13 protein-coding genes, 1 tRNA gene and 1 pseudogene are annotated in these 17,204 nt (G+C 70.6%); 8 read left to right on the forward strand and 7 right to left on the reverse strand.

The features are described 5' to 3' along the window. Positions 1-52 precede the first annotated feature (52 nt). Positions 53-217, reverse strand: a pseudogene (locus FHX80_RS36060) (carbohydrate ABC transporter permease); the annotation flags it as partial. An 86-nt stretch (positions 218-303) separates the two neighbouring features. Then, positions 304-1,461 (reverse strand): substrate-binding domain-containing protein, encoded by a 1,158-nt coding sequence (locus FHX80_RS28420; RefSeq protein ID WP_145766803.1) that lies wholly within the window; start codon positions 1,459-1,461, stop codon positions 304-306. Between the two features lie 139 nt (positions 1,462-1,600). On the opposite strand from FHX80_RS28420, the gene FHX80_RS28425 reads away from it, so the two are divergent. Continuing rightward, on the forward strand, positions 1,601-2,368 hold the full coding sequence (locus tag FHX80_RS28425) for a sulfite exporter TauE/SafE family protein (protein WP_145766804.1): 768 nt from the start codon (positions 1,601-1,603) through the stop codon (positions 2,366-2,368). A 60-nt stretch (positions 2,369-2,428) separates the two neighbouring features. On the opposite strand, the gene FHX80_RS28430 is transcribed toward FHX80_RS28425, so the two are convergent. Beyond that, positions 2,429-3,958: an amino acid permease gene (locus FHX80_RS28430; protein ID WP_145766805.1), complete on the reverse strand. Its 1,530-nt coding sequence runs from the start codon at positions 3,956-3,958 to the stop codon at positions 2,429-2,431. Positions 3,959-4,035: 77 nt separating this feature from the next. Beyond that, the gene (locus FHX80_RS28435) at positions 4,036-5,043 is read right to left on the reverse strand and encodes a hypothetical protein (RefSeq protein ID WP_145766806.1); all 1,008 of its coding nucleotides are present in this window, start codon (positions 5,041-5,043) and stop codon (positions 4,036-4,038) included. A gap of 321 nt (positions 5,044-5,364) precedes the next feature. Here FHX80_RS28435 and FHX80_RS28440 point away from each other — a divergent pair, with 321 nt between their 5' ends. The 3 genes from FHX80_RS28440 to FHX80_RS28450 all read left to right on the forward strand — a co-directional run bounded on the left by FHX80_RS28440 (position 5,365) and on the right by FHX80_RS28450 (position 9,525). Beyond that, on the forward strand, positions 5,365-6,798 hold the full coding sequence (locus FHX80_RS28440; protein WP_145766807.1) for an FGGY family carbohydrate kinase: 1,434 nt from the start codon (positions 5,365-5,367) through the stop codon (positions 6,796-6,798). 82 nt (positions 6,799-6,880) lie between these two features. Further along, complete coding sequence (locus FHX80_RS28445; RefSeq protein ID WP_145766808.1) at positions 6,881-8,293, forward strand: NAD(P)/FAD-dependent oxidoreductase; 1,413 nt, start codon at positions 6,881-6,883, stop codon at positions 8,291-8,293. Beyond that, complete coding sequence (locus FHX80_RS28450) at positions 8,290-9,525, forward strand: FAD-dependent oxidoreductase (RefSeq protein WP_145766809.1); 1,236 nt, start codon at positions 8,290-8,292, stop codon at positions 9,523-9,525. The genes FHX80_RS28445 and FHX80_RS28450 overlap by 4 nt, the downstream gene beginning before the upstream one ends. A gap of 52 nt (positions 9,526-9,577) precedes the next feature. On the opposite strand, the gene FHX80_RS28455 is transcribed toward FHX80_RS28450, so the two are convergent. Together FHX80_RS28455 and FHX80_RS36865 are read right to left on the reverse strand one after the other, a co-directional pair. Then, positions 9,578-9,910 carry a hypothetical protein gene (locus FHX80_RS28455; protein WP_145766810.1) on the reverse strand — a complete coding sequence of 111 codons (333 nt, stop codon included), beginning with the start codon at positions 9,908-9,910 and terminating at the stop codon, positions 9,578-9,580. A gap of 93 nt (positions 9,911-10,003) precedes the next feature. Next, the gene (locus FHX80_RS36865) at positions 10,004-10,642 is read right to left on the reverse strand and encodes a DUF309 domain-containing protein (protein ID WP_145766811.1); all 639 of its coding nucleotides are present in this window, start codon (positions 10,640-10,642) and stop codon (positions 10,004-10,006) included. A gap of 109 nt (positions 10,643-10,751) precedes the next feature. Here FHX80_RS36865 and FHX80_RS28465 point away from each other — a divergent pair, with 109 nt between their 5' ends. The 4 genes from FHX80_RS28465 to FHX80_RS28480 all read left to right on the forward strand — a co-directional run bounded on the left by FHX80_RS28465 (position 10,752) and on the right by FHX80_RS28480 (position 14,917). Further along, positions 10,752-13,385: an ATP-binding protein gene (locus FHX80_RS28465; protein WP_145766812.1), complete on the forward strand. Its 2,634-nt coding sequence runs from the start codon at positions 10,752-10,754 to the stop codon at positions 13,383-13,385. A 51-nt stretch (positions 13,386-13,436) separates the two neighbouring features. Continuing rightward, positions 13,437-13,510: transfer RNA gene (locus FHX80_RS28470), tRNA-Pro, on the forward strand. 130 nt (positions 13,511-13,640) lie between these two features. Next, positions 13,641-13,904 carry a molybdopterin-dependent oxidoreductase gene (locus FHX80_RS28475; protein WP_244318485.1) on the forward strand — a complete coding sequence of 88 codons (264 nt, stop codon included), beginning with the start codon at positions 13,641-13,643 and terminating at the stop codon, positions 13,902-13,904. A 41-nt stretch (positions 13,905-13,945) separates the two neighbouring features. After that, a complete protein-coding gene (locus FHX80_RS28480) occupies positions 13,946-14,917 on the forward strand; it encodes an alpha/beta fold hydrolase (RefSeq protein WP_145766813.1) in 972 nt (323 codons plus the stop codon). Between the two features lie 308 nt (positions 14,918-15,225). Here FHX80_RS28480 and FHX80_RS28485 read toward each other — a convergent pair whose 3' ends face one another. Next, the gene (locus FHX80_RS28485; protein WP_145766814.1) at positions 15,226-17,127 is read right to left on the reverse strand and encodes a Xaa-Pro dipeptidyl-peptidase; all 1,902 of its coding nucleotides are present in this window, start codon (positions 17,125-17,127) and stop codon (positions 15,226-15,228) included. Positions 17,128-17,204 lie beyond the last annotated feature (77 nt).

Raw genomic sequence — 17,204 nt, forward strand, 5'->3', positions numbered from 1 at the left:
CTGGTACGGGGATGAGGTGTGGACGGGTTCGGCTACTTGACGGCGTCCGCGCGAGCCCCGACTTCCAGAAGCGCTGGAGCAGCGCGAAGGCGAGGATCAACGGCAGGACCGCGAGCAGTGAACCGATGATCACCACCGGGTAGTACTCGGGCGAGACGGTGGCGGAGCTGTTCCAGGTGTACAGACCGAGGCTGACGGGATACAGGTTCTGGTCGGCTCCTGATGGAGGACACGGGGAATCCTGTTCGGCTGATCGGTAGCGGTCAATAGATCGATCAGAAGAAAATTGAAGCGGTCAAACGATCAGTCGGTGGTGGGAGTGACCGCCTGCGCCGATCCACGTACCTTCAACTCCGGCAGCAACTCCGTCCGGCGCACCGGGCCGGACGCCCCGGCCGCTCCGGAAAGCCGGTGGAGCAGCAGCTCGGCGGCGGCCCTGCCGATCTCCGCCTTGGGCGGTGCCACCGCGGTCAACGGTGTGCTGCCCAGGGCCGCGACCACATCGTCGTACGCCACCACCGAGCAGTCGCGGGGCACCTGCACACCGTTCTCGGCCAGGCGCTGCACCAGCATCAGGGCGTCCACATCGCCGTGCAGCACCGCCGCCGTGGCGCCACGCTCGCGCAGCAGCGCGGCGAGGTCGAGCGCGGGGCCGACGCTCGCGGGGGAGGCGCCCGGCGCCGGTTCCGCCCCGGACGGGCCCGGTCCGGGCACCGCGTTCGGCGAACTCAGCACCACCGTCCAGTCCTCCACCTCGGGACGGGCGGCCGCGATATGGGCGAACGCGGCCCGTACGGTGCGTGCCGTCGGGCTGTCGTCACGGGCGGCCAGCACGATCCGGCGATGGCCCAGCGATACCAGGTGCTCCACGGCGAGGTGCGTCCCGTACCAGTGGTCGGAACAGACGGAGTCCAGAGCGTGCAGAGCGCTGCCCGGCCGGGGCCGCCGTTCCATCAGCACGGTCGGCACCCCCACGTCCGCCAGCCAGCCGTGGTCCAGCTCCTCGGACAGTGCGTTGCGCCAGCGCGGCGCGATCAGCAGCCCGCGCGCCCCGTCGGCCAGCGCGCGCTCCACCAACGGCCGTTCGGCACCGGCCGACTGCGGCGCGATGTGCAGCGCGATACGGATCCCGGACTCCTCCAGCACCGTCCGGGCGCCGTGGAGCGTCTCGTACAGGTACGAATGCCGCTCCGGTACGACGATGGCGACCGCACCGCCCTCCCCGGCCTGCTCACTTCCCCGCGGGGCCGGCATCTCCCCGGTGACCGCCGGATCCCGCAACGGCCGGGCCACGCCGTGGCCGCGCCGCAGCCGCCCCGCCCGGGTCAGCTCCTCGACATCCCGCCGCACCGTGACCACGGAGACGTCCAGTTCGGCGGCGAGCACGCTGACCTTGACCGCGCCGCGCGACTCCACCACCGCCATGATCCGCTGACGCCTGAGTTCAACCGGCTCCCGCATGCTGCTGGCCCCCTCGCCGTACCGCTGGGCATTGTGCGTTTGAACGCTTCCTGTGAGCGCTTGGAGCGCAGCTTAGTCATGCCGCTCCCCGCCCTGGACAAAGGCCGAAAGTCGCGAGGGATTACGATCTGCTCCTGGCATGGACACTCTCACCCTGTGGCAACTGGCGGCACTGGCCGCGGCATCCGCGCTCGTCGGCTTCTCCAAGACTGCTGTCAGCGGTGCCAATACGATCAGTCTCGCGGTCTTCGCGGCGGTGCTCCCCGCCCGCGAGTCCACCGGAGTGCTGCTCCCGATCCTCATCGCCGGTGATGTGCTCGCCGTACTCACCTACCGCCGTCACGCGCACTGGCCGACGCTGCTGCGGCTCTTCCCGGCCGTCGCCGTCGGTGTGGTGGCGGGCACGCTGTTCATGATGTGGGCCGGTGACGCCGCCGTACGGACCTCGATCGGCGCGATCCTGGTCTTCATGGCCGGAGTCACGATCTGGCGGCGCCGCACCGCGGCCGGGAGCGCGGAGCCGCCGGCGGACACGGGCCCGCCGGCCGCGGTCGAGCGGTTGAAGGCCCGCTCGTACGGGGTGCTCGGCGGCTTCACCACCATGGTCGCCAACGCGGGCGGCCCCGTCATGTCGCTGTATCTGCTCTCCGCCGGATTCCGCAAGCTCGGCTTCCTCGGCACCTCGGCGTGGTTCTTCCTGATCGTCAACACGTCCAAGGTGCCCTTCAGCGTGGGCCTCGGGCTGATCGACGCGCAGTCACTGCTGCTCGACGCGTGCATGCTGCTGTTCGTGCTCCCCGGCGCCTGGATCGGCCGGAAGTGCGTGGACCGGATCAATCAGACGCTCTTCGAACGCCTCGTCATCGGGGCGACCGTGCTGGGCGGTCTTCAACTGCTCCTGAACTGACGGCGGCCCTTCCGGATCGCGGTGATCCGGAAGGGCCGGCTGCCGGTGGCGGCCGGGGGATCAGATGATGCCTTCCTCGATCTCCGCCTGCTCACGGGCGTTGCCGTACGCGGACGGCGTGCTGTACGAACTCCGTGCGACGAACCACCACACGGTGGCCAGCACCAGCACGGCGACCAGCGCGATCGACGCGTAGTTCATCGAGTCGATCGTCACCGGCGACGACTGCGGCAGCAGGAACAGCACGGTCACCAGGGAGACCCACACCACGGCGATCCAGCCGATCGGCTTCGACCAGCGGCCCAGGTGCCACGGCCCGCGCTCGAACCGGTCACCGGCGCGCAGCTTCAGGAAGATCGGTATCGCGTAGGCGGGAGTGATGCCGATGACGTTGATCGCGGTCACCGCTCCGTACGCGGTCGCGGAGTACAGCGACGGCACGGCGAGCAGTCCGGCCACGACGACCGACAGCCACACCGCGTTGACCGGGGTCTGGGTGCGGGCGCTCACCTTGCGCCACAGCGCGGAGCCCGGCAGCGCGTTGTCCCGGCTGAAGGCGAACACCATCCGGCTGGCGGCGGCGACCTCGGCGTTGCCGCAGAACAGCTGGGCCGCGATCACGATCAGCAGCATGGCCGTGGCGCCCGAGGTGCCCAGCGCGTCGATCAGGATCTGGGCGGGCGGCACTCCGGTGGCGCTGCTCTGGGTGCCCGCGTAGTCCTGGATCGCGAACGTCAGCCCGGCGAGCAGCACGAAGCCGGCCACCCACGAGACCCAGATCGAGCGGACGATGCCGCGGGCCGCCGAGACCGAGGCGTTCGAGGTCTCCTCCGACAGGTGGGCGGAGGCGTCGTAGCCGCAGAAGGTGTACTGGGCCAGTAGCAGACCGATCGCGGCAACGTAGAGCGGGTTCTCCCAGCCGGTGTTGTTGACGAACTCGGTGAAGACGAACGACGGCGACTGGTGGTGCGAGGGGACGATCGCCAGCACGGTGACGATCACGGCGACACCCGCCAGATGCCACCACACGCTGATCGAGTTGAGCACGCTGACGAGCCGGACACCGAAGAGATTCAGTACGGCGTGCAGGAACAGGATGCACAGAAAGATGATCATTGTCTTGCCCGGAGTGGGGGTGAATCCCCACTGCAGATTCATCAGCGCACCGGTGAACAGCGCGGCACCGTAGTCGATACCGGCGATGGCACCGAGCAGCCCGAGCAGATTCAGCCACCCGGTGTACCAGCCCCACTTGCGGCCGCCGAGCCGGTCGGCCATGTAGTAGAGCGCGCCGGACGTCGGGTACGCGCTGGTGACCTCGGCGAGTGCCATGCCCACGCAGAGCACGAACAGACCGACCCCGGCCCAGCCCCACAGCATCACGGCCGGCCCGCCGGTGGACATGCCGAAGCCGTACAGGGTCATGCAGCCGGACAAAATCGAGATGACGGAGAAGCTGATGGCGAAATTGCCGAAGCCGCCCATCCGGCGCGCGAGCACCGGCTGGTAGCCGAGTTCGCGCAGTCGTTGCTCCTCGTCCTTGGGTGCGTCGGCCTCGGAACCCGTCTGGGTCGAGGTGGATATGGACATGGGGGACCTCCGTGAGCGGTGACGGTGCGGGAGACGGAAAGAGAATTGAGGAAGGAGGGGGAGATACGGGTTCCGGCTCAGCCGTGCGGGCCCCGTCCCGGATCGCGGGCCGCGGCCAGGGCGCGGCTGCGGGCGCGCAGGAACACTTCCTCGGCGCCCCCGGGGTCCTTGGGCGTGCGGGTGCGGTACGCCCAGGGCAGTGAGGTGAAGTAGGGGCCGAGCTCCCTGAACACCGGTGCCGCGTCGGCGAACTGGAGCGCACCCCAGAGGGCGTGCGCCAGATAGTTGAGGTCGAGCAGGGTGTGGCTTTGCGCGGACGTGCGGAGGAACCAGATGTCCAGAGCGCGGACGGCGTCGCGCTCTGCGTCCTCGGTGACCCAGTGCAGGTCCAGTGCCTTCTCATGGCCCTGTTCGCGGCGGTACCGCTCGACCCTCACATACAGCGGAAGCGCGTGGAGAGCGGACCCGTCGGGCGCCGAAGAGGATGCCCACTGAACGAAGTTGACCGCTTCGGAGAGGGCGCCGCCGGCCTTGCGCGCATAGACGAACTGCAGCATCCGGTGGTAGGCCTCGCGGTTGTACGGATCGCGTTTGTCCGCCTCCGCCAGCAGACCCCAAGGACCGGGAAAGAGCATCGGTCCCGGCGGATGCAGCCGGTGCTCCTCCAGCCGCTGGCGTTCGTCCAGCTGGGAGAGGGCCAGCAGGCACACCCAGGGCACCGGGTCCGCGGGCGAGGCGTGTGCGGCCGAGCGGCACGCCTCCCAGGCCTGCTGCCACAGTTCCTGCGCGCGGCGGTGTCCCTCGCGGTGGGCGCGGACGGCCCGCTCCACGACGACCCGGGCGTGCATCACGGCTGCGGCGACACTCCGGGGCTCCTCGGTCAGCCAGGCCTGTACCGCGTCCGAGCCCGCGGCGACCGCTCCGAGCACCTGGGTGCGCTGGGTCCACAGGGCCCAGTCCGGGGTTCGCTCCAGCAGATCGCGCATGGAGAGCCAGCGCCCGGTCCGTAAGTCCTGTAACGCGGAACGGAGTTCATTGTCGTGGCCGGCCGGATGGTAAACCGGCCGGAAATCACCGTTGGCCATGGATGTGCTCGGGGCGTGCTGTCGGTCTCATCGATCCTCTAGGACGTGGGGGGTGAAGCAGCTGTTGAAATATGAACTGCTGTAAAGCGTCCGTTTGTTGCTCGGCGGTGAGTGTAGGGCCCGTTGCGTCGAACCCCCGAATGATTCATGGATCTTATTCAAGTCACTTGGGTATGCGGGAAGTTGAGCGTTGAAGGGAAGTTCCGGACGTACGATTTGGGGACGCTTGACGTAACCGCTGGGCTGCACCACCCTGGGTTCCCGCAACCGAAGATCACGATTCCGTTCAAGCGCTGGAGCTTGCGTACCACTGGAGAGCCGATGACAGGTCCGGTACTCGCCGTGGACCAGGGGACCTCCGGCACCAAGGCGTTGGTGATCTGTCCGGAGCGTGGCGTGATCGGTTCCGGTTCGGCTCCCGTACGCCCCGGATTCGGCGCCGGCGGAGTGGTCGAGGCGGACCCGGCCGAGCTGTTCGGTTCGGTCGTCGAGGCCGGAACGCGGGCACTGGCCGAAGCGGGTGAGTCGGTCGTTGCCGTCGGGCTCGCCAATCAGGGCGAGACCGTGCTCGCGTGGGACCCGGACACCGGAAGGCCGCTCACCGAGGCGATTGTCTGGCAGGACCGGCGAGCCGCCGGGGTGTGTGCCGAACTCGCGTCGCATGAAGAAGAGTTGAAAGAAATTACCGGGCTGCCCCTCGACCCGTATTTCGCCGCACCGAAGATGGCCTGGATCCGCCGGGAACTGACCCGCGAGGGAGTCGTCACCACCAGCGACTCATGGCTGGTCCACCGGCTCACCGGTGAGTTCGTCACGGACGCGGCGACGGCCGGGCGCACCCAGCTGCTCGATCTCGACCGGGTCGGCTGGTCACCCGCCGCCCTGGACATCTTCGGCCTGGGCGGCGAACGCCTGCCCTCGGTGGTCGACGCAGCCGGAGTGTTCGGAACGACGACCGCGTTCGGGGGCGAGCTCCCGCTGACCGGCCTCCTCGTCGACCAGCAGGCCGCCCTGCTCGCACAGAGCGCGCTGGATCCGGGGACCGCCAAGTGCACTTACGGAACCGGCGCGTTCCTCCTCGCCCAGACCGGCCAGGTGCCGCGGCGCAGCACCACCGGACTGGTCAGCTGTGTGGCCTGGCGGCTCGGCGGGCAGACCAGCTACTGCCTGGACGGACAGGTCTACACGGCGGCGTCCGCGGTGCGCTGGCTCACCGACCTCAAGGTGATCTCAGGAGCCGCCGACCTCGACCCGGTCGGCGGCTCCGTCCCCGACTCGGGGGGCGTCACCTTCGTACCGGCGCTCGCCGGACTCGCCGCCCCCTGGTGGCGCGGCGACCTGCGGGGTTCGGTGACCGGGCTGAGCCTGGACACCACCGCGGGGCATCTGGTGCGGGCCCTGTGCGAGGGCATCGCCGCACAGGTGGCCGAGCTGGCCGAAGCGGTGGCGGCCGATCTGGGAGAGCGCCCCGGGGTGCTGCGCGTCGACGGCGGGCTGACCCGCTCCGCACTGCTCATGCAGACCCAGGCCGACCTGCTGCAACGGCCCGTCGAAGTGTCCGCACTGCCCGACGTCACCGCGCTCGGCGTAGGGGCCGTGGCCCGGCTCGGCCTCGATCCGGGGCTCTCGCTCCGCCAGGCCGTCCCCGACTGGGAACCGGCCGCGGTGTACGAGCCGAGGATCGGCCCCGACGAGGCCGCCGAGCGCCTCGCCGGATTCCGCGCGGCCGTCGACACCCTCCTGGAGCGGTCGTGACAACGGCCCGGACCGGCCGATCACGTACCCGAACGAGCCGATCGTCCACCAGGACGAGTCGCCGGCGTACCAGGACCGCCCGATGACCTACACCGTCACAAGGGCCGGGCAGCCGCTGCCCGCCGGCCTGCCGTACGACGTCACGGTCATCGGCGCGGGAGTGGTCGGCGCCGCGATCGCCCGTGAGCTGGCCCGCTACCGCGTCCGTACCGCCCTCGTCGAGGCCTCGGACGACATCGGCAACGGCACGTCCAAGGCCAACACCGCGATCCTGCACACCGGGTTCGACGCCGTGCCCGGTTCGCTGGAGGCCCGACTGGTACGCGAGGGACAGCGCCGGCTCACCGCGTACGCCGTCGAGACGGGCATCCCCGTCGAACGTGTCGGCGCCCTCCTCGTCGCCTGGGACGAGGAACAACTCGCGGCACTCCCCGCACTGTTGGCGAAGGCCGAGGCGAACGGCTACCACGCGGCCCGACTTCTGGACGCGGCCCGGCTCGCCGAGCTCGAACCGCACCTGGGGCCGGGCGCGCTCGGCGCACTGGAGATTCCCGACGAGTCCGTCATCTGCCCCTGGACGACCCCGCTCGCCTTCGCCACCCAGGCCCTCCTGGCCGGCGTCCATCTCCACCTGGACTGCCGCGTCACAGGCATCGAGTCCAGCCAGGACATCCACACCCTGACCACCACCCGCGGCCCGCTCCGCACCCGTCAGCTGATCAACGCCGCCGGACTGCACGCCGACGCGATCGACCGCCTGCTCGGGCACGACGCGTTCACCGTCACACCGCGCCGCGGACAGCTCATCGTCTACGACAAACTCGCCCGCGATCTCGTCCACCACATCCTGCTCCCGGTCCCCACCGCGGCGGGGAAGGGCGTCCTGGTGGCACCGACCGTCTTCGGCAACGTGCTGCTCGGCCCCACGGCCGAGGACCTCGACGACAAGGCCGCCACCGAGTCCACCGAGGACGGACTCGCGCTGCTGCGGGAGAAGGGCCGCAGAATCCTGCCGCGGCTGATCGACGAGGAGATCACCGCCGTCTACGCGGGGCTTCGCGCGGCCACCGGCCACGAGGACTACCGGATCAAGGAGTACCCGGACCGGCGCTACATCGCCGTGGGCGGCATCCGGTCCACCGGGCTGACCGCCTCCATGGCCATCGCCGGACACGTCACCGCCCTCCTCGACCGGACCGGCCTCGACCTGGGAGCCCCGGCCGAACTGCCGCCCCTCACCATGCCGGGCCTCGGCGAGGTGAGCGACCGCCCCTACCTGAACGCCGGACTCATCGCCCGGGACCCCGCCTACGGCACCGTGGTCTGCCACTGCGAACGCGTCACCGCGGGCGAGATCCGCGACGCACTGGACTCCGTGCTGCCGCCGCGCTCGGCCGAAGGGCTGGCGCGCCGGACGAGGGCCGGCAACGGGCGCTGTCAGGGTTTCCACTGCGGGGCCGGGCTCCGCGCACTGATCGAGGGGACGCGGACATGACCCGCCGCGAGCGCACGGTCGACGTACTGGTCGTCGGAGCGGGCCCGGCCGGACTCGGCGCGGCGGCCGCACTCGCCGCGTCCGGGACGCGCGTCGAGGTACTGGAGCGTGAGCAGAGCGCCGGCGGCATCCCGCGCCACTGCCACCACGGCGGATTCGGCAGCCGCCGCGGTGGCAGTGGCAGTGGTGACGTGAGCGGTCCCGACTACGCCCTGCGGTGCACGGCCGCCGCCGAGCGGGCCGGCGCCACCCTGCGCACCGGCATCACCGTCACGGGCTGGGCCGGACCCCGTACCCTCGACGCCACCGGGCCGGGCGGACTCGAACGGATCACCGCCCGCGCCGTGGTCCTCGCCACCGGCGCCCGGGAACGCCCCCGCAGCGCCCGGCTCGTCCCCGGCACCCGCCCCACGGGCGTCTACACCACCGGGGAACTCCAGCAGGCCGTCCACCTCCACCACCAGCACATCGGAACGCGCGCGGTGGTCGTCGGCGACGAACCCGTCAGCCACGCGGCGGCCGACACCCTGCGTATCGCCGGAGTCGAGGTGGCCGCCCTGGTGACCGGCCATCCGGCCACGGCTCTCGCCGCGCTACGCCGACGGCCCGGCGCCCCCGTACTCAGCCGTACCACCGTGACCGGCCTGACCGGCCGCGCGCGGCTCACCGGGGTCACGGTGCGCCACCACGACGGCCGGACCACGACGCTGCGCTGCGACACCGTGGTCTTCACGGGTGACTGGATCCCCGACCACGAACTGGCACGGCGTGGCGCGGTCGACCTGGACCCCGGCACCCGCGGCCCCGCCCACGACGCCTCGTACCGCACCGGCGAACAGGGTGTCTTCGCCGTCGGGAATCTGCTGCACGGCGTGGAGAGCGCCGGCACCGCGGCGGCCGAGGGACGGGCCGTCGCCGCCCCCGTGCTGCGCCACCTGGCCGGCGGTCCCTGGCCCGTCGGCCAGGTGACGCTCGCGGTCGCCGCCCCGTTGACCTGGATCGCGCCCAATCTCATCGGCCCCGACGGCGACCGGCCACTGAACAACCGCTTCGTCCTGCGCACCGAACGACGGCTGACCGCCCCCATGCTCGTGGTCCGTCAGAACGGGCGACTGCTGCACCGGCAACGGATGCTGCTGCCCGCCCGGCCAGGACACCCGTTCCATCTGTCCGCCGACTGGCTGGACCGGGCGGATCCGCGCGGCGACACCGTACGCATCTCCGTGCGTTGACCGCGGAGCGGACGGCAGCGGTCAGGTCAGGTCGGAGCGGGGTGGCCAGGGATCAGGGGATCAGCAGCCAGTCCGAACCGATCGCCGCCACCAGTCCGATCCCCAGCAGCCAACTGCCGAGCCGCGTACGGCCGTTCCTGCTGAGCTCGATCACGATCCCGCACAGAATCAGCGCCAGCCCGTACACCCCGACCACCAGGACGGAGGACCGGCTTGCGATCCGCAGTCCCAGGACGACCGCCATCGCGGCCATGCCGACGGAGGACAGGACGATGCGCAGCCGTCTTGCCTGACGTGGCGTCAGCCGCCGCTCCTCGGTGTCGGGTGCGGCGATCGGTGCGGCTATCGGGGTGTCCACGGCCTGGTCCTGGTCAGAAGTGCTCATGACGCGGGATGGTAATAGCTTCGCGCGGCCCTGTTCACCGCTCTCGGTCAAGGGGAGGGAAAGGACGCGCGTCCGGCGTCCGCCGACGTCCGGCTACCGGCGGCCGGCCAGCAACCGAGGCGCCTCGACGGCCGCGTCCACGGGTCCTGCGCCCGGGCCCTCCACCCGCCCGGCCAGCTCCCGCGCCCAGCCGATGAGCGCACCGACGCCGATTCCGTGCGTCGGGGACCCGGCGGAGTCGGGGGAGTCAGCGGCTGCGCTCGGCCCCCCGGCCGCGCTCACGGTCCCGGCCTCGCTCAGCCCCCCGGATGCGCCGGGATGACCGTGCTCGGTGACTTCGGTGACTTCGGTGACGTCAGTGACGTCGATGATCTCGGTGAACTCCGCGAGCGCTGCCGCGCCCCGCCGTAGCAGCCGCGCCCCGCCCGTCACATTGCCCCGGGCGGCATGGGTCAGCCCGACAGCCAGTTGGGCCAGCCCGCGCCACAACTCCCGTTCCGCCACCGGGCCAGACTTCCACGCGTCCTCGAAAACCTCATGGGCATGGAACGGCATCCCGGCGTCCAGCAGCCGCTGCGCCTCCCGCACTGTCTCCGCCGGAGTGCGGACCACGCCCTCGGGCTGCCGCGCCACACCCGGCGCCCCGTACGGCAAGGGGCGCCCCAACCCGTCGCGGGGGCGCGCGTTGTGCGCCCGGCCTTCGGTGTCGCGGTCCCTGCGAGTCTCGTTCACCCCCTGATTGTGCCCCGCACCTGCGGCGAACTCTCCGAACCACTGTTGGCGGGCCCCCGCGCACGACTATTCTCGACAGTTGTCCGTACCACTTTGGGGGAGGGTAGGCATGAAGCCGTCCCGGCTGCTGTACGAGCGCGAACCGGAACTCGCCGCTGCCGCACAAGCCGTCGACGCACTCTGCGGAGCGCAGGCGGCCGGCGGGCTGTTGATCTTCAGCGGCGAAGCAGGCATCGGCAAGACGGCACTGCTGGCCGAGATCCAGGCCATGGCAGCCGACCGGTGCACCGTCTGGTCCGCACGTGGCGGCGAGACCGTCACCTCCGTGCCGTTCCACGTCGTGCGTCAACTGCTGCAGCCCGCACTGGAGCAGCTCCCCACCGATGACGTACGTGCCCTGTTCGGGGCCTGGTACGAGATCGCCGCACCAGCTCTGGGACTCGTCGAGCCGACCGGTCCGCAGCCCGATCCGCAGGGTGTGCGCGACGGTCTCGACTGGGTCGTCTCACGACTCGCCTCCCGGCTGAGACATCGCCCGCTGCTGCTCGTCATCGACGACGCGCACTGGGCCGACGGTGAATCCCTCGCCTGGCTGGCCTCGTTCACCGCCCGCCTCGGTGAACTGCCGGTCCTGGTCGTCCAGGCACACCGCCCGGAAGAGCTCGCGGCCCGGGAGGCGGCGCGCACCGCTGCGGGCGGTCATCCGGCGCAGGTGCGGGTCGCCCTGCGGGCCCTCACCCCGGACGCCACCGCGGAACTGGTCCGTGTGGGTCTCGGCGAACACGCCGACGACCCGTTCTGCCGCGAGGTCTGGGCCGTCACCGGCGGCAACCCCTACGAGGCGGTGGAACTCGTCGCCAAGGTCCAGGACGGCGAGCTGGCCCCGCTGGAGGAGTCCGCCGGGCTGCTGCGCGAACTCGGTGCGTCGGCCCGCGGCAGCGGACTCGTGGCCCGGCTCGAACGGCTCGGCACCAACGCCAACCGGTTCGCCTGGGCCGCCGCAGTCCTCGGCACCGACATCTCCCAGGACCTCGCCGCCACCCTGGCCGGAATGAGTCCCGCCGAGGCGGCGGACTGCACGGCCCGGCTGCGCGAGGCCCGCATAGTCACCGGCTTCGACCCGCTGGAGTTCGTGCACCCGCTGATCGCCACCGCCGTGTACCGCTCGATTCCGCCGGCCACCCGCACCGCCATGCACGGCAGGGCGGCCTGGGCTATCACCCGGGCCGGTCTCGGCCCCGCCGCGGCCTCCCGGCACCTGCTCGAAGTCCATCCGGACGACGACCAGGAGCTGGTCGAGCAACTCCGCGCAGCCGCCAACCAGCACCTCGCGGTCGGTGCCCCCGAGGCCGCCCGCCGCTGTCTGGAACGGGCCCTTCAGGAACCACCCCTCCCCGATACGCGTGCCACCCTGCTCTACGAACTGGGCTGTGCCACATTGCTCAGCTCGCCGCCCACCACGGTGCAGCATCTGCGGGCCGCGCTCGACCTTCCCGGTCTCGCCGACGGCCTGCGGGTCGACGCCACGTTCAGGCTTGCCGCCGCGCTGTCGCACAACAACCAGCTGAAGGACGCGGCGCTCGCCCTCGCGGCCGAGGCCGAACGCACCGCACCCGGCCCCGGCCTGATGCGCCTGCAGGCCGCGCACTTCCTGTGGGAGGGCATGCAGGCGACCGAGGAGGACGGGCCTGGCCGCTCCCGCCGGCTCGCCGCCAACGCAGACCACCTCACAGGCCGGGACAACGCCGAGCGGGCCCTGCTCACACTGCGGGCCTTCGACGCGATGCTGCGCGGCGAGAACTCCCAGCTGATCGTGGACCTCTGCGAACGTGCCCTGGTCAACGGCCACCCCGCCCGCGGCCTCGGCTGGACGGATACGGAATGGGGCTTCGAGCTCCCCGCCCTGCTCGGCATCACCTACGCCTTCACCGACCAGCTCGACCGTGCCGAGGAACTCTTCGGCGAGGCGGTGCGCGCCTTCGAGATCTCCGGCTGGAGCGGCGCCCACCTGGCCTTCGCCCATACGCTGCTCGGCCTGGTCAACCGCCGCCGCGGCCGACTCGCCGAGGCTGAGGGCTTCCTGCGCGAGGGGCTCCGCCTCGCCGACCGTGTCGGCAGCGGACTGCCCGTCCACTGGGACGCAGCCTGTCTGCTCATCGACACCCTGCTGGCCCGCGGCCGCGTCACCGAGGCCCGCAAGGTCGCCGACCAGTACGACTTCGGTCTGCCCTACCCCAGCGCCATGGTGCTGCCCGACGCCCCGTGCGTCCGGGGCCGCCTGCTGCTCGCCGAAGGCCGTATGAAGGAAGCCGTCACCGAGCTGGAGGCCGCCGGCCTGGCCCTTGAGCCGCGCGGCAGATTCAACGGTATCTGGGGCCCCTGGGCCAGCGACCTGGCACGCGCACTGGCAGACGAGGACCCCGGCCGCGCCGCCCAGATCGCCAACTCGGCCCGGGTGCACGCCGAGCGCTTCGGAACGGAGACCGCGATCGGCGAGGCCCTGCGCTGCGTCTCGCTCTTCGCCCGTCCGGAGGAGGCCGCGCACCTGCTGGGCGAGGCGGTCCACCATCTGGAGGCATCCCCGTCCGGCTACGAACTGGCACGTGCGCTCGTCGACCACGGCATCGCGACCCGCTCCCCGGGAGAGCTCGCCCGGGCGCACAAGCTGGCCACGGCCTGCGGTGCGGAATCCCTGGCGACCCGCGCCCAGCAGGCACGGGCGTCGATCCGGTCCACCGAGTGAGGTAATGTTTGTCCTGCGCGACCGCCCGGGGACACCGGGAGGGAATCGCAGCGGGACGTGGCGCAGCTTGGTAGCGCACTTGACTGGGGGTCAAGGGGTCGCAGGTTCAAATCCTGTCGTCCCGACTGGAGACAGTCGCAGGTCAGGGCCGGTTTCGGAGAAATCCGAAACCGGCCCTGATCATTTTTGGGGACGTTGGGGACCAGCGTCCTTGACCGGGTCAGCGGGTCATGACGATCGGGCTCGGCAGCGAGCGTGGACGAAGTGGTCGGCAACGGCGCGATGGTCCTGCCCGGTGATGCGTCCGCCGACGCGGGCCCACCGATTGTCTCGTCCCGCACCTTCGGCGCCGTGTTCGTCGAGGTCGGCGTCGACCCGGACCTCGGGCTACTGCGGCCGCGCCGCGCGAGAGGCGTCTACAGCGTCGGCGCGGTCGTCAACGAGCGCACCGCCCGCTCCCAGAAACCCGGTTTCACCCGGCTGGAGGCCATGGCCTGGCCCGGCGGCGCCCATGCATGAAAGCTGATGTGCCATAGCCCCCCAAGAAAGGCGAGACCAGAATGACGGAATCTGTGGTCCATGGCTCACGACGTCGAATACGGTGCACCCGCGTCGCGGCGGCGGGCATCGCTGCTGCCGCCCTGTGCGCGGTCACGGTGGCCCCGGCCATTGCGGACGGCGACGCAAGCGCCGAGAAGCCCACCATCGTGCTGGTGCACGGCGCATTCGCGGACGGCTCCAGTTGGAACGGGGTGATCGAACGACTTGAGCACCAGGGCTACAAGGTCATGGCCGCGGGCAACCCGCTGCGAGGGCTGTACAGTGACTCGGCCTACATCGCCTCCGTGCTGAAGAGCATCAGGGGCCCGATCGTGCTGGCCGGTCACTCCTACGGTGGAGCCGTGATCAGCACGGCCGCGGCTGGTAACGCCCGGGTGAAGTCCCTGGTGTACATCTCGGCGCTGATGCCCGATGTGGGCGAGAGCGGCATGTCACTGGCCACCCGCTTCCCCAGCGCCCTCGGCACTGCCACCCAGGCCGTGCCCTACCAGGCAGGTGGCGGCGTCAGCGGGACCGACCTCTACCTCAAACGCGACAAGGTGCACCCGGTCTTCGCCGCCTGCCTCCCGATGAGCCAGGCGAACCTGCTAGCAGACACCCAACGGCCCGCCGCCACCACCGCTTTCTCCGAGACAGCCAAGGTCGCGGCCTGGAAGACCATCCCGTCCTGGGCGCTTGTCGGCCGGCAGGACATGACCATCAACCCGGACCAGGAACGGTTCGAGGCCAAACGCGCCCACTCCCACACAGTGGAGATCAACTCCTGCCACGTGTCGCTGATCGCGCAACCTGACGCCGTCGCCGCCCTGATTCTCCAGGCCGCCACCGCCAGCGGATCCGACCGCCCGGCGCTTGCGAACACCGGCTCCGCGCGGCGCACCGCAGGCATGACCGGCCTCGCCGGTGCCTGCATGGTCACCGGCTCCGCGGTCGTCCTCCTCGGCCGCCGACTGCGACGCCGCACGCACTGACCCTGTGCGTGCCGACAACCCATGTCACCCATGCTGAGCTGCAGTTCTGGAGTCACGATGTGATCACATCGCGGGCCTCCGGGATCGCCTCGGTGCACGCTCGGGTCTCGTGGCGATAGTCAAGCGTGAGGGCTGGTCGGCCGGGTCGAGAGATCTGCGGCAACGAAGCATCGGTGATCCCCTGGCGCGGCCTGGCGCGGGCGGACCCACGCCAGGGCGCCGGCGACGGGCCGTGGCCCGCCGCCGTATCGTTCAGCCGCGCTCCGGGCGCCGGTCCGGGACGGCGGTGCGGCAACCTCCTCAAGGAATCAAGGAGCTCCTGCGTGGATGGCCCTTGTTGCTGGGGCGGTCGCAGCGGACTTGACTCGCGGCGCTGTCGCCCCCGGCTGAGGCAACCCGGCACTCCCCACCACAGGCAGGGTCAGGTAGCTGCCGCGCAGGTCCAGTCGTACGGTGGCGCCGGTGGTGGTCGGGGTCGTGTACTCGAAGTCGCTCTGCTGCAGGACCAACCCCAGTACGTGTCCGGCCCGGACGGTCTGGTCGGTGGCCTGCATCGGCACGGTGATCGAGTACCACCGGCCGGGCTGCAGCGGAACCCGGAAGCGCAGGGAGACCCGGTGTGCGGCGTCCTGCCAGCCCCGGGTCAGGATGCCGCGGTCGCTGGTCACCACGTCCTGGGCAGTGTCGTGATAGCACGCGTCGTCGACTGCGGTCGACGCGCCCCAGCATGATTCGGTGTCCAGTGTCCGGATGCCCTCGTTGGGGTAGATGGTGTTGACCCGCGGGATGGTGCCGTAGTCGACGAGCCGGGCGGTGAGCTCGGTGGTCGGCCGGTCCACCCGGACGCGCAAGGTCGCGGCCGGCGTTCCGGAGATCCGTACGTCGCGGGTCAGCGGCCCGGAGAGGAAGGCGACCCGACCGGCGACCGCATCGTTCGGGTTGGCTGTGACGTCGTCCTCGAACAGATCAGGGTTGTCCACCCAGGTCCTCTCGCCCTTGCCGGAACGGCCGCCCAGAGTGCCGACAGCGCCGTCGCCGTTGCCCAGACGGACCTGCACCCGGTGCGCGCCCGGGGCCGGCCAGGCAGGCTGATCGGTCCACTTTCCGGGCGAGGTCTCCATGGTCACCTGCGGTTCCCGGTCGATGCCGTTGTGCAGGCCCTGCAGGTAGAAGTCGAACCAGCGGTGCAGCGTGTCGACCCATTCGGCGCGTCGGAAGTCGAACGGGTCGAGGTGGCCCGCCTGGGAGAGCCAGATCTTGCGAGGCACCTTCAGCCCCGTCCACCACTGGGCGAAGTGGTTCGTCATCACGTTGCCGTCATTGAGCCCGTGCACCAGGAAGACCGAGGCCCGTACCTTCGACGCGTGCGGCCGGAGGTCGCGGTCCGCCCAGAAGGCGTTGTAGTCGCCGGTCGCGTCGTCGCTGCCGGTGTTGAGTTCCCGCAGTGTCCGGGCACAGGCTTCGGCCGGGCGGCTGGTGACCATATTGAACAGGAACTCGTTGGCGCCCGGTCCGACCACCACCCCGTTGTGGCGCGCGTAGTCGTATCCGCTGGAGGTAGCCGCGATCGGCACGACGGTCTTCAGCCCGTCGACGCCGGTAGCCGCTACGCCGTTGGCCACCGTTCCGTCCGCCGACTTGCCGATCATGCCCACCCGGCCATTGGTCCAGCTGGTCGCAACGGCCGGTGACCCATTGGAGTACGTGGCCTTCGCGCGTCCGTTGAGCCAGTCGATGGCGGCCTTCGCGCCCCACGTGTCTTCGCGCCCGTCGATGTCCGTGCAACCGGTGGACCGGCCGGTGCCGGCCAGGTCCACGGAGATGACGGCGTACCCGCGCGGCACGAAGTAGTTGTCGTAGAAGAGCGGTTGCTTGGCGATCGTGCCGGCCGCGTCGTATTCCTTGGGCTCGTTCTCATTGCCGCGGCCGATGCGGCTGTTGTAGGGCGACGCCATCATGATGACCGGCACCCGGATGTTGCCGGCCCGGGGCCGCACCACATCCACCGCCACCTTGTCAGGCACCCCGTCGTGGTCATTGTCCAGTGGGGTTTGAACCCAGACGCTCTCTCGGATCGCGTCCGCGTAGGAGTAGACGGGCACCGTGCTGGTTCCACGGATATGCGGAACGGCCGTCGCGGCGCTCGCCGGTGCGACGGCTGTACCCAGAAAAGCAACCAGAACAAGGCAGTGCACGAGGAATTGACGCATGATCAGATTGTAGGGAGCCAATTCCGGAGATGAAGTTTCGCGATGCCGCATATTCCGGGGACGACGAGGCCTGCGGC

Origin of the sequence: Streptomyces brevispora, assembly GCF_007829885.1 — a bacterium.
Classification (GTDB): Bacteria; Actinomycetota; Actinomycetes; order Streptomycetales; family Streptomycetaceae; genus Streptomyces; species Streptomyces brevispora.

Excerpts from the sequence above, each read along its gene's own strand:
- FHX80_RS28465 (WP_145766812.1), top strand. The coding sequence starts at position 10,752 with ATGAAGCCGTCCCGGCTGCTGTACGAGCGCGAACCGGAACTCGCCGCT.
- FHX80_RS28480 (WP_145766813.1), top strand. The coding sequence starts at position 13,946 with ATGACGGAATCTGTGGTCCATGGCTCACGACGTCGAATACGGTGCACC.
- FHX80_RS28445 (WP_145766808.1), top strand. The coding sequence starts at position 6,881 with ATGACCTACACCGTCACAAGGGCCGGGCAGCCGCTGCCCGCCGGCCTG.
- FHX80_RS28450 (WP_145766809.1), top strand. The coding sequence starts at position 8,290 with ATGACCCGCCGCGAGCGCACGGTCGACGTACTGGTCGTCGGAGCGGGC.
- FHX80_RS28425 (WP_145766804.1), top strand. The coding sequence starts at position 1,601 with ATGGACACTCTCACCCTGTGGCAACTGGCGGCACTGGCCGCGGCATCC.
- FHX80_RS28430 (WP_145766805.1), bottom strand. The coding sequence starts at position 3,958 with ATGTCCATATCCACCTCGACCCAGACGGGTTCCGAGGCCGACGCACCC.
- FHX80_RS28420 (WP_145766803.1), bottom strand. The coding sequence starts at position 1,461 with ATGCGGGAGCCGGTTGAACTCAGGCGTCAGCGGATCATGGCGGTGGTG.
- FHX80_RS28435 (WP_145766806.1), bottom strand. The coding sequence starts at position 5,043 with ATGGCCAACGGTGATTTCCGGCCGGTTTACCATCCGGCCGGCCACGAC.
- FHX80_RS28455 (WP_145766810.1), bottom strand. The coding sequence starts at position 9,910 with ATGAGCACTTCTGACCAGGACCAGGCCGTGGACACCCCGATAGCCGCA.
- FHX80_RS28440 (WP_145766807.1), top strand. The coding sequence starts at position 5,365 with ATGACAGGTCCGGTACTCGCCGTGGACCAGGGGACCTCCGGCACCAAG.
- FHX80_RS28485 (WP_145766814.1), bottom strand. The coding sequence starts at position 17,127 with ATGCGTCAATTCCTCGTGCACTGCCTTGTTCTGGTTGCTTTTCTGGGT.